This is a genomic window from Nocardioides zhouii, assembly GCF_004137345.1.
In the GTDB taxonomy this organism is placed as follows: Bacteria; Actinomycetota; Actinomycetes; order Propionibacteriales; family Nocardioidaceae; genus Nocardioides; species Nocardioides zhouii.
The window spans coordinates 25762-37180 of sequence record NZ_SDWV01000017.1 but is presented as its reverse complement, the minus strand read 5'-3'; the positions used below and the strand labels follow the sequence as shown (position 1 = coordinate 37180).

The window sequence follows — 11419 nt, the reverse complement described above, 5'->3', positions numbered from 1 at the left end:
GATGGGCTGGAACAACCCCGCCATGCACTGGAAGGAGCTCGAGCGCCGGCTCAGCGGCCTGCCGGGTGCCGACGACGCCCCGGTGTCGCGGCGCAAGCGCCCCGCCAGCGAGACCCGGGCGATCGAGCGGCCGGCGTCGGTCACGCCCTACGCGGAGCTGCACTGCCACAGCCACTTCAGCTTCCTCGACGGCGCGAGCTCGCCCGCCGAGCTCGTCGAGGAGGCCGTACGCCTGGGCCTGCACGCACTGGCGATCACCGACCACGACGGCTTCTACGGCGCGCCGATGCTGGCCGAGGCCGCGGCGGCCTACGACCTGCCCACGATCTTCGGCTCCGAGCTGTCGCTCGAGCTGAGCGGTCCGCAGAACGGCGTACCCGACCCCGAGGGCAGCCACCTGCTGGTGCTGGCGCGCGGAGTCGAGGGCTATCACCGGTTGGCCGCGGCGATGACCGATGCCCACCTGCGCGGTGATGAGAAGGGCCGCCCCGTCTACGACCTCGACGAGCTGGGCGAGCGCGGGCGCGACCACTGGGTCGTGCTCACCGGCTGCCGCAAGGGCGCCGTCCAACAGGCGCTCGCGGCAGGAGGCGAGGACGCTGCGGCCGAGGCCCTCGACCGGCTGACCGGGCTCTTCGGTCTCCAGCACGTCCTCGTCGAGCTCTCGCCACGTCCCGGGTCCGACGCGACCAACGCCTCGCTCGCACGCCTCGCCGCGGTGCACGGACTCGACGTCGTTGCGGCCGGCAACGTCCACCACGCCGCTCCTGCCGGCGCCCGCCTGGCCTCGGCGATGGCGGCCGTACGCTCCCGCCGCAGCCTGGCCGATCTCGACGGCTGGCTCGACCTGTCGGGCTCGGCGCATCTGCGCAGCGGCACGGAGACCGCCGCCGCCCTCAGGGCGTACGACGGCGCCGTGGCGCGCAGCGTCTCTCTTGCCGACGAGCTGGCCTTCGACCTGCGCAAGGCCTCCCCCGCCCTGCCCAAGCGGCAGATCCCCGACGGCCACTGCGCCGACTCGTGGCTGCGGGAGCTCGCCGAGCGCGGCTTCGCCGAGAGGTACGCCGGTGTGCCCCACGAGCGCGAGGCGCGCGAGCGGCTGGAGCACGAGCTGCGCGTCGTCGCCGAGAAGGACTTCGCCGGCTACTTCGTCATCGTCCACGACATCGTCGCGTTCGCCCGCGGGCGCGGCATCCTCTGCCAGGGCCGCGGCTCCGCGGCGAGCTCCGCGGTCTGCTACGCCCTCGGCATCACCGCGGTCGACGCCGTCTTCTACAAGCTGCCGTTCGAGCGCTTCATCTCCGCCCACCGCGACGAGGAGCCCGACATCGACGTCGACTTCGACTCCGACCGGCGCGAGGAGGTGATCCAGTGGGTCTACGACACCTACGGCCGCCGCAACGCCGCCCAGGTCGCCAACGTGATCTCCTACCGGCCGCGGATGGCCGTGCGCGACGCGGCCAAGGCGCTCGGCTTCTCCAGCGGTCAGCAGGACGCCTGGTCCAAGCAGATCGACGGCTGGTCGTCGGTGGTGGCCGACGACCCGGCCGCCCACGACGTACCCGCCCCGGTGCTGGCGCTGGCCGAGGAGCTGATGGGTGCGCCCCGCCACCTCGGCATCCACTCCGGCGGGATGGTGCTCACCGAGCGGCCGATCGGCGAGGTGTGCCCGATCGAGCGCGGCCGGATGGACAAGCGGACCGTGCTGCAGTGGGACAAGGACGCCTGCGAGTCGATGGGGCTGGTGAAGTTCGACCTGCTCGGGCTCGGGATGCTCGGCGCCCTCGACCACATGATGCGACTGGTCGCCGACCACCTCGGTGAGCAGTGGGACCTCGCGACGATGCCCAAGGAGGAGCCCGCGGTCTACGACATGCTGTGCCGGGCCGACTCGATCGGGGTCTTCCAGGTCGAGAGCCGGGCCCAGATCGGCACGTTGCCGCGGCTGCGCCCGCGTGAGTTCTACGACCTCGCCATCGAGATCGCCCTGATCCGTCCCGGCCCCATCCAGGGTGGTGCGGTCCACCCCTACGTCCGCCGCGCTACCGGCAAGGAGGAGGTGACCTACGACCACCCCGAGCTCGTCCCCGTGCTCGAGCGCACCAAGGGCGTGCCGCTCTTCCAGGAACAGCTGATGGCGATGGCGGTCACCCTCGGCGACTGCAGCCGCGACGACGCCGACCTGCTGCGGCGTGCCATGGGCTCCAAGCGTGGGGTCGAGCGCATCGAGTCGGTCAAGCAGAAGCTCTACGAAGGCATGGCGAAGCGCGGGATCACCGGTGACCTGGCGGACTCGATCTACGTCAAGATCCTCTCCTTCGCCAACTTCGGCTTCGCCGAGTCGCACGCCCTGTCGTTCGCCCTCCTGGTGTACGCCTCCTCGTGGTTCAAGCTGCACTACCCCGCGGCGTTCCTGGCCGGACTGCTGCGCAACCAGCCGATGGGCTTCTACTCGCCGCAGTCCCTGGTCGGCGACGCCCGCCGCCACGGGGTCGACGTACGCCGTCCCGACGTGACGCGGTCTGCGGCGCAGGCCGACCTGGAGGCGGTCGTGATCGGCCCGGTCGCCGCCACCGGGCCCGGCGCGTGCTGCCGCCCACGCTTCGACCGCGTCGAGTGGGTGCCGGGCACGCCCGACCCGGTGCCCGCGCACCGGCGCGACTCCGCGCTGGCCGTACGCCTCGGGCTCGACTCGGTGCGCGGCATCGGCCTGGACGTCGCGCGCCGGATCGTCGCCGCCCGCGACGATGCGCCCTTCACCGGCATCCCCGACCTGTCGCGCCGCGCCGGCCTGACACCCGCGCAGCTCGAGGCGCTGGCCACGGCAGGCGCGTTCGACGCGTGGGGGCTCGACCGCCGCGAGGCGCTGTGGGCGGCCGGCTTCGCCGAGGGGGCTGAGCACCTGCCGGGCAGCACGCCCGCGCCCGACGCACCCACCCTTCCCGGCATGAGCGAGCCCGAGATCACCCTCGCCGACCTCTGGGCGACAGGCATCTCACCCGAGCGGCACCCGGTCGAGCACCTGCGCGACGAGCTGCGCCGCGCCGGCGTCCGCTCAATCGCCGACCTCGCCACCACAGAGCACGGTCGGCGCGTCCACGTGGGAGGTCTCATCACCCACCGGCAGCGTCCCGGCACCGCCATGGGCGTCACCTTCCTCAACCTCGAGGACGAGACCGGCATGCTCAACGTGGTGTGCTCGATCGGCGTGATGAAGGCGCACCGCCAGGCAGCCCGCCACCGGGTCGCCGTGGTGATCCGCGGACGCCTCGAGCGCAACGAGGGCGTCACGAACCTGCTGGCCGACCGGGTCGAGGCCATAGACGTGGTCGTCCCGGGAGCCGGTGCAGTGCTCCAGGCACGGGCCTCGTCCCGCGACTTCAGGTGAAAGTTTGTCCAAACACGAGGGAAGGGCACGCGAGGGTGAGCCCAAACCGGATCAATCCGCCTAGGTTGTGACTCCGAACACCAGACAACCCGACTCACCCAAGGAGTCTCGGGCTGCTCGGTACAGGCGTACGCACGATCGCGACCCCCGGGCCAACACAAGGAGTAGTTTGCTGATGAAGCGCTCACGACCCACCAAGCGGCAAGGGGCAATCGCCCTGGCCTGCACCGGAGGCCTGCTGACGGCAGTCGGCTTCGCCGGGCTCGGCCCGCTCGCGGCCACGGCCTCCAGCCACCGCGAGGCACCACTCATTGCGGGGCTCCCGCAGTACGACAACACGGACACCTACGCGTTCCGCAGCCCGGAGAACCAGAAGACGGTCACCTTGGTCGCCAACTGGATCCCCTTCGAGGAGCCGGCGGGTGGCCCGAACTTCTACCCGTGGGCCACTGACGCCCAGTACGACATCCACGTGGACAACAACGCGGATGCCAAGCCCGACGTGACGTTCCGGTGGACGTTCAAGGACCACTACGTCTCCAAGGACACGTTCCTGGCCGCTACCGGCCCGGTCACCTCCCTTGCGGACAAGAACCTGAACGCCTACCAGACCTACAAGCTGGTGCAGATCAAGAAGGGCAAGACCAAGACCATCGTCAAGAAGGCCCGCGTCGCGCCCTCCAACATCGGCAAGGCGTCGATGCCCAACTACGCCGCGCTGCGCAACCAGGCGACCATCAGCCCCAAGAAGAACATCAAGTCCTTCGTGGGTCAGGCCGAGGACTCGTTCTTCCTCGACCTGCGCGTCTTCGACCTGCTCTACGGCGGTGACCTCTCCGAGGCCGGCGACGACACGCTGGCCGGCTTCAACGTCAACTCGGTCGCTCTCCAGATTCCTCGGAAGCTGGTGGCCAAGAAGGGCAACGTCAGCAAGAACCCGATCATCGGTGTCTGGTCGACGACCCAGAAGAAGTCGACCAACGGCAAGTACGTGCAGGTGTCCCGCCTGGGTCACCCGCTGGTGAACGAGGTCGTCATCCCGCTCAAGCTCAAGGACGCTTTCAACGGCCTCAAGCCCACGGGTGACGCAGCGGCACTCAAGTACGTGACCAACCCCGAGCTGCCCAAGCTGATCGAGGGTGTCTACGGCATCGACGCTCCCAAGACCCCGCGCAACGACCTCGTGTCGGTATACCTCACGGGTGTCAAGGGCCTCAACATGCCCAAGGGCAAGATCACGCCCAGCGAGCAGCTCCGCCTCAACATGTCGACCCCGGTGACGGCCACGCCCAACCGGCTCGGCGTGATCGGTGGCGACGTGCAGGGTTACCCCAACGGCCGCCGTCTTGGTGACGATGTCATCGACATCGCGCTCCAGGTGGTCGAGGGTGAGCTCGTCGGTTCGGCGAACGACCTGGGTGACGGTGTCGACGCCAACGACGCCGCGTTCAGCAACACGTTCCCCTACCTGGCCCTCCCGGCCAGCGGCAGCAACCCCAACCCGCACCCGACCAAGGCTGGCCAGGCGAAGCCTGCCAGCTCGGACGGTCTGCTCCAGGGCATCGTGCCGAGTCGTTCCAACTCGATGGCCTTCGTCGGTGTGGGGCTCCTCGCCCTGCTCGGCGGCATCGGTGGCGCCACGCGTCGCCGCAAGGCCTGACCTAACATCAGCCCGGTCGCGTGGCGAACTCGTCACGCGACCGGGCTGCACCACCCTCAGGGAAGGACGCCAACGCATGCGCAGGACCCTCATCGTCATAGGTGTCGGCCTCGTCCTCGCCGTCTCGGGTGGCATTGGATTCGCCACCTCCTCTGACCCCTCTTCACCGACGCCGTCAGCCGCAGTGCCCCGTGTCGTGCCGGACTCCGGCCAGGACCTCGAGGCGAGCATCGCCGCACTGCAGAACACCCTGCGCCGACTCCCCGGCGACTACGTGTCATGGGCCAACCTCTCCGTCGCGTACGTCGAGCAGGCCCGCCTGACCGGCAACGCCACCTACTACGAGAAGGCAGACGAGGCCGCGGCCCGGTCGTTCGACGTCGAGCCCGACGACAACTTCCCCGCCCTCACCGCGCGCGCCGCGATCTCCGCCGCCCGCCACGACTTCTCCGACGCCCTGGCGAGCGCCGACGAGGCGCTCGCGATCAACCCGCGCGACCTCGGCGCCCTCGCCATCCGCGTCGATGCCCTCAACGAGCTCGGCAGGTACGACGAGCAGCTGAAGGCGCTGGCGGTCGCCGACCGTCGCCAGCCGAGCACCGCGATCGCCGCCCGCTACTCCTACGCCTACGAGCTCCGCGGCGACCTCGACCGGGCGGCCGACATCCTCCGCCGCGCGGCCGCCAACGGCTCCCAGAACGACAAGGCGTACACCCTGACCCTGCTCGCCGACATCCAGCGCAAGCAGGGCCGGTTCGGAGCAGCCGCCCGGCAGCTCGCCGTCGCCCAGCGGGCCGTGCCCGACTACCTCCCCGCGATCGTCTCGTCGGCCCGCCTGCAGGTGGCCGAGGGAGACCTCGAGCAGGCCGTCGCCACCTGGCAGGACGTCGTGACGCGCCAGCCGCTCCCCGAGTACGTCACCGAGCTCGGCGAGTTGCTCCAGCACCTCGGTCGATCCGACGAGGCCGACGCCCAGTTCGCGGTGGTCCGCACCACGATCCAGCTGCTTGAGGCCAGCGGCGTCCGCACCGACCTCGAGACCGCGCTCTTCGAGGCCGACCACGGGTCGCCGGAGCGCGCGCTGGAGCAGGCGCGGGCCGAGTGGGCCCAGCGTACGAGCGTCCACGTCGCCGACGCGCTCGCCTGGGCGCTGCACCGCAACGGCCGCGACCGCGAGGCGCTGACGATCGCGCGCCGGGCCACCAGCCTCGACTCCCCCGAGGCTCGGTTCTGGATCCACCGCGGCACCATCGAGGCGGCCCTGGGCATGACCGACGAGGCGCGCACCCACCTGCGGCGCGGACTCGCGACCGACCCCGGGCTGTCGCCGTGGCAGCGCGACGCGGCCCGCGCCACCCTCACGGAGCTCGAGTGAACCTGATGAGGCTGCTCGCCCGCCTGCTGCTCGCCCTGGCGGCCATCGCCACCACGGTCCTCCTGGGCGCGGCTCCGGCCTCGGCGCACCCGCTCGGCAACTTCACGGTCAACCGCTACACCGGGATCCTGGTCTCCCCGGACGGGGTCCAGGTCGACCACGTCGTCGACCTCGCGGAGATCCCGACCGCCCAGCTCGGCAAGGCGATCGACGACCTGCCCGCGCTCGCGCAGCGCGAGTGCGCCACGACCGGCCGCGGCCTGGACTTCCAGGCCGGTGGCAGCCGCATCGACCTCACCCTCGAGAGCTCCTCCGCATCGCTCGGCGACGGCGAGGGCGGTCTGCCCATCACCCGGATCACCTGCGAGTACGCCAGCGACGGCGACATCGCGGCCGGCGAGCTCACCTTCGAGGACACCACCGCGCCCGGATCGGTCGGGTGGCGCGAGATCACCGCCGTCGGCGACCGGATGACGCTCACCAGCTCCGACGTCCCCGCCGAGAGCACGAGCGACCGGCTCACGTCGTACCCCCAGGACCTGCTCCAGTCGCCGCTCGACGTGACGACCGCCAGCCTGGTCGTCTCGGTCGGCGGCCCCGCGGGCGTGCTGCCCGGCAGCCAGGACGAGGGGCCCACGGCCACCGACGGCTCCTGGCTCTCCACCCGCGCCACCGCGCTGCTCGGGGACAGCGGCTGGCTGGCCGCCGGCCTGGCCGTCCTCGCCGCACTCGCCCTCGGCGCCACCCACGCCCTCTCCCCCGGTCACGGCAAGACGGTGATGGCGTTCTACCTCTCCCAGCGCGGCGACTCGTCGGTGCGCTCGGCCTTCGCGGTCGGCAGCGCCGTCACCATCGCGCACACCGGCTCGGTCCTCCTGCTCGGACTGCTCGTCTCGCTCAGCAGCGCGTTCGTGCCAGCCCGGATCTATCCGTGGCTCACCCTCGCGACCGGCCTGCTGATCGTCGGCCTCGGTCTCTACCTCCTCGCCCGGCTCCGCACCGACGGCGGTGGACACGGCCACGGACATGGGCACGGTCATGGCCACGGGCACGGGCACGGGCACGGGCACGGCCACGAGGTCGCGCCCGAGCCGGCGCACGACCACGCCCACGACGGCGAGCACGACCACGACCACGAGCACCCGCACGTCCACGCCGCCGAGGAGCCCGGGACCGTCGTCACGGCGGTCGAGACCGAGGCTCCCGCCGAGCCGGAGACCGCACCCGGACGGTGGGGCGTCTGGGTGATGGGGCTCGTCGGCGGGCTGGTCCCCAGCCCCTCCGCGCTGCTCCTGCTGCTCGCGGCCACCGCCCTGGGCCGGGCCTGGTTCGGCTTCGTCCTGGTGCTGGCGTTCGGCATCGGCATGGCCGTTTCGCTGGCCGCCGTCGGGCTGCTGGCGCGCGACCTCGTCCTGCGCCTCGAGGGGTTGGCGACACGACGCGGGTTCATAGGCGGCAACGTGCGCACCTACCTGCGCTACGGCGCTGCCGTGGGCATCTGCGCCGTCGGCGGGGGCGTCATCGTGCGTACGCTCCTGCAGTTCTGACCGGATATGTCGCTGCTGGCGACGCCAGTTACCGGATCTGCCGATGATCGGAGGTGCTGGACGGACCGCCTTACGGTGCCATCGGGGCGGTCTGGACCATTGCGCCTTTTGGTATCAGTGGCCCTAGCCTCAGAGAGAGGTGGTTCCCATGCCGGGTTGGCTGGTCGTTGTCCTACTTTTCATCGCGTTCTTTGTGTGGGCGGGCTGGGTGCTTAACAAGCGGAGTAGCTCGCACCGCCCGGAGGAAGACCGGCACAAACGGGACCTGGGCGGCTTTGGGGGGTCCGGCTGACCGTAGGCCCCGGTATCTGCGTCAACCCGAACCCAACGTTTGGCTCGGGAACCGCGCCCCGGGCCCGGGCGTAAGCCCCTTGGAGGGCGAGCGTCCGCTCATGCCGCAATGAGCTCTACCGGATCTGCCGATGACAGGTCGTCAGCGCGCCAACCAAATCTCTCCGCTGTCGCAGTAGACAGGCACGGTCAAGCCGCCGACTTGACCGGTGTTGCTCCTGTCGACGCCTCCTGCCACGGACACATCATCGCCGACGGCGATCTCGCCGACACCATGGAGGGCGATGGTTGTGGGGTCGTCGTTCGTCACCTCGGTTCCGTGCGGCCACACGACGACTGTGTCGCGATGGGTGGTGGCTTCAGTGATGCCCAAGCACCCGTCGACGACCCTGAGGGTTCCTTCGAGGAGTGCGTCCATGCCTCCGTCGGCTCGCTCGGCGATCAGTACCGTCGCGTCACCGCCGTCGATGGCCTGGGCGCCGCACGCGTTGAGCGACGCTGCGACACATGCAAAGGCCACAGCGCCCGACATCCGCCTTGCGTTCACGGGACGCAGTGTTACTCACAAGCGCGACTCATGCCGAGGAACGCTGAACGTCCGCTCATGCCGACCGCGTGAGATCCGCGCCACAGAAAGTTCGCCGACTCCCCCATCCGACAGAACCCCGGTGCCGAACACAGGTTGTTGCACATCGTGTGCAACAAGGACCTGGGAGGCCTTGCGATGCACGTTCCTGACGGATTCCTGGACGCGCCCACGTCGCTCGCGACCGCGGGTGTGGCCGCCGCGGGCATCGCGATCGCCCTGCGGGGCGCCCGCCGCGAGGTCGACGACCGGATCGCGCCGCTGGCCGGACTCGTCGCGACCTTCGTGTTCGCCACCCAGATGCTCAACTTCCCGGTGGCGGGAGGGACCAGCGGGCACCTCATGGGGGGTGCCCTCGCTGCCGTCCTCGTCGGCCCGTACACCGGGTTGCTCTGCCTGACCGTGGTCCTCGCCGTCCAGTCGCTGCTGTTCGCGGACGGAGGGATCACGGCGCTCGGCACCAACGTCGTCCTGATGGGGGTCGTCACCGTCGTCGCCGGCTACCTCGCCTTCCGCGGCGTCCAGCTCGTGCTCCCGAAGCGGCTCTCGATGGTCGCGCCGGCCGCCGCCATCGGCGCACTCGTGTCGGTCGTGCTGAGCGCGGCGACGTTCGTGGGGCTGTACGCCGTCGGCGGCGCCGTGCCGATCCCGCTCGACACCCTCCTCACTGCGATGGTCGGGGTACACGTGCTCATCGGCATCGGCGAGGCGGTCATCACCTTCCTCGTGGTCGCCAGCATCGTCGCCGTACGCCCGGACCTGGTCCACGGCGCCCGCCGCGTGCTCGCCGTACGCACCCTCGAGACCCGGGTCGCCGCATGAACGCCACTACCACCCGCAGGGTCTCCACCCGCACCGTCCTCGTCGCCGGCCTGCTCGTCGCACTGGTGCTCGCCGGCGTGGTCAGCCTGTGGGCCTCGGCCAGCCCCGACGGTCTCAACCGCGTCGCCGGTGACCTCGGCTTCTCCGGTGCCGAGCAGGCCTCCGGTGCCCAGGACGGCCCGCTGGCCGGCTACGAGGTCGCGGGGGTCGACTCCCGCTGGTCCGGCGGTCTCGCCGGGGTCATCGGATGCCTGGTCGTGCTGGCGTGCACCTCGGCGCTGATGCTCCTGCGCAAGCGGTCAGCACCGCGCACCGACGGAGGCGAGTGACGGTGGGCGCGCCGCACGGACACCGGCTGCACTTCCACGGGCACTCCCCGCTCCACCGGGCTCCCGCGCACCTCAAGGTCGCCGGCCTCGTCACCTTCATGCTCGTCGTCGTCGCCACGCCCGGGTCGTGGGTCCCGGCGTTCGCGGCGTACGCCGTCGCGCTGGGCGTGCTGGTCGCGGTCTCCGGCGTCCCTGTGGGCTACCTCGCCCGCCGGATGGTCGTCGAGACGCCTGTGTTGATGTTCGCGGCGCTGCTGCCGTTCGTCGCCACCGGTCCCGAGGTCGACGTGCTCGGCCTCGGCCTGAGCAAGCCCGGCCTGGTCGCCGCCGGTGCGCTCGTCACCAAGGCGACCCTCGGCGTGCTCGCCAGCCTGCTCCTCGCCGCGACGACCGATCCGCGCGACCTGCTCGCCGGGCTCGAGCGGCTGCGGGTGCCGACCCAGCTGGTGCAGATCATGGGATTCATGGTCCGCTACCTCGACGTCGTGACCGACGAGCTCCGCCGGATGAAGACGGCCCGCGAGTCGCGCGGGTTCACCGCCCGCGACCCGCGCCACTGGCCCGTCGTGGCGAAGTCGGCAGGCGCCCTCTTCATCCGATCCTTCGAGCGGGGCGAGCGGGTGCACCTCGCGATGATCTCGCGCGGCTACGACGGCAGTGCACATCAGGGGGCACGACGATGACCACCCCGGTGCTCGACCTGAAGTCGGTGGCGTTCGCCTACCCCGACGGACACCAGGCCCTCTTCGGCGTCGACCTGCAAGTGCAACGCGGCGAGCGGGTCGCGGTGCTCGGTCCCAACGGCGCCGGCAAGACCACGCTCGTGCTGCACCTCAACGGCATCCTGCGGCCCGGCGCTGGCACGGTCAGCGTGTCCGGCCTGCCGGTGGTCCGCGAGAACCTGGCGGAGATCCGCCGTCGCGTCGGCATCGTCTTCCAGGACCCCGACGACCAGCTCTTCATGGGCACCGTGCGCGAGGACGTCGCATTCGGCCCCCGCAACCTCGGGGTCCGTGGCGCGGAGCTCGACCGGCAGGTGATGGCGGCTCTCGACCTGGTCGGGATGGCCGACTTCGTCGACCGGCCGCCGCACCACCTGTCCTTCGGGCAGCGACGTCGCGTGGCCGTCGCGACCGTGCTGGTGATGGAGCCGGAGATCATCGTGCTCGACGAGCCGAGCTCCAACCTCGACCCGGCCTCGCGCCGCGAGCTCGCCGACATCCTCACCGGGCTCGACGTGACGCTGATGATGGTCACCCACGACCTGCCGTACGCGCTCCAGCTGTGTCCGCGGGCGATCGTGCTGTCCGACGGGATCGTCGCCGCCGAGGGCAGCACCTTCGACATCCTCACCGACGACGCGCTGATGAAGGCGCACCGCCTCGAGCTGCCGTTCGGCTTCGATCCGCACGTCTGCTGAT

Annotated in this window: 9 protein-coding genes; 8 read left to right on the top strand and 1 reads right to left on the bottom strand. The window is 70.9% G+C overall.

What is annotated here, in order from left to right:
- Nucleotide 1: 1 nt before the first annotated feature.
- The 4 genes from EUA94_RS15710 to EUA94_RS15695 all read left to right on the top strand — a co-directional run bounded on the left by EUA94_RS15710 (nucleotide 2) and on the right by EUA94_RS15695 (nucleotide 7970).
- Complete coding sequence (locus EUA94_RS15710; RefSeq protein WP_129427835.1) at nucleotides 2–3388, top strand: error-prone DNA polymerase; 3387 nt, start codon at nucleotides 2–4, stop codon at nucleotides 3386–3388.
- Between the two features lie 175 nt (nucleotides 3389–3563).
- Complete coding sequence (locus EUA94_RS15705) at nucleotides 3564–5048, top strand: DUF4331 domain-containing protein (RefSeq protein ID WP_129427834.1); 1485 nt, start codon at nucleotides 3564–3566, stop codon at nucleotides 5046–5048.
- Between the two features lie 76 nt (nucleotides 5049–5124).
- The gene (locus EUA94_RS15700; protein ID WP_129427833.1) at nucleotides 5125–6423 is read left to right on the top strand and encodes a tetratricopeptide repeat protein; all 1299 of its coding nucleotides are present in this window, start codon (nucleotides 5125–5127) and stop codon (nucleotides 6421–6423) included.
- 5 nt (nucleotides 6424–6428) lie between these two features.
- Nucleotides 6429–7970 (top strand): HoxN/HupN/NixA family nickel/cobalt transporter, encoded by a 1542-nt coding sequence (locus EUA94_RS15695; RefSeq protein WP_129427832.1) that lies wholly within the window; start codon nucleotides 6429–6431, stop codon nucleotides 7968–7970.
- 433 nt (nucleotides 7971–8403) lie between these two features.
- Here EUA94_RS15695 and EUA94_RS15690 read toward each other — a convergent pair whose 3' ends face one another.
- Nucleotides 8404–8808 (bottom strand): hypothetical protein, encoded by a 405-nt coding sequence (locus tag EUA94_RS15690; RefSeq protein ID WP_129427831.1) that lies wholly within the window; start codon nucleotides 8806–8808, stop codon nucleotides 8404–8406.
- A 177-nt stretch (nucleotides 8809–8985) separates the two neighbouring features.
- On the opposite strand from EUA94_RS15690, the gene EUA94_RS15685 reads away from it, so the two are divergent.
- The 4 genes from EUA94_RS15685 to EUA94_RS15675 are packed head-to-tail and all read left to right on the top strand — an operon-like array spanning nucleotide 8986 to nucleotide 11418.
- Nucleotides 8986–9669, top strand: coding sequence for an energy-coupling factor ABC transporter permease (locus tag EUA94_RS15685; RefSeq protein ID WP_165356924.1), 684 nt, complete (start codon nucleotides 8986–8988; stop codon nucleotides 9667–9669).
- The gene (locus EUA94_RS22205) at nucleotides 9666–9998 is read left to right on the top strand and encodes a PDGLE domain-containing protein (protein ID WP_165356923.1); all 333 of its coding nucleotides are present in this window, start codon (nucleotides 9666–9668) and stop codon (nucleotides 9996–9998) included. The genes EUA94_RS15685 and EUA94_RS22205 overlap by 4 nt, the downstream gene beginning before the upstream one ends.
- 2 nt (nucleotides 9999–10000) lie before the next feature.
- Nucleotides 10001–10681: a cobalt ECF transporter T component CbiQ gene (gene cbiQ, locus EUA94_RS15680; RefSeq protein WP_129427830.1), complete on the top strand. Its 681-nt coding sequence runs from the start codon at nucleotides 10001–10003 to the stop codon at nucleotides 10679–10681.
- Nucleotides 10678–11418 carry an energy-coupling factor ABC transporter ATP-binding protein gene (locus tag EUA94_RS15675; protein ID WP_129427829.1) on the top strand — a complete coding sequence of 247 codons (741 nt, stop codon included), beginning with the start codon at nucleotides 10678–10680 and terminating at the stop codon, nucleotides 11416–11418. The genes cbiQ and EUA94_RS15675 overlap by 4 nt, the downstream gene beginning before the upstream one ends.
- Nucleotide 11419: the final 1 nt, after the last annotated feature.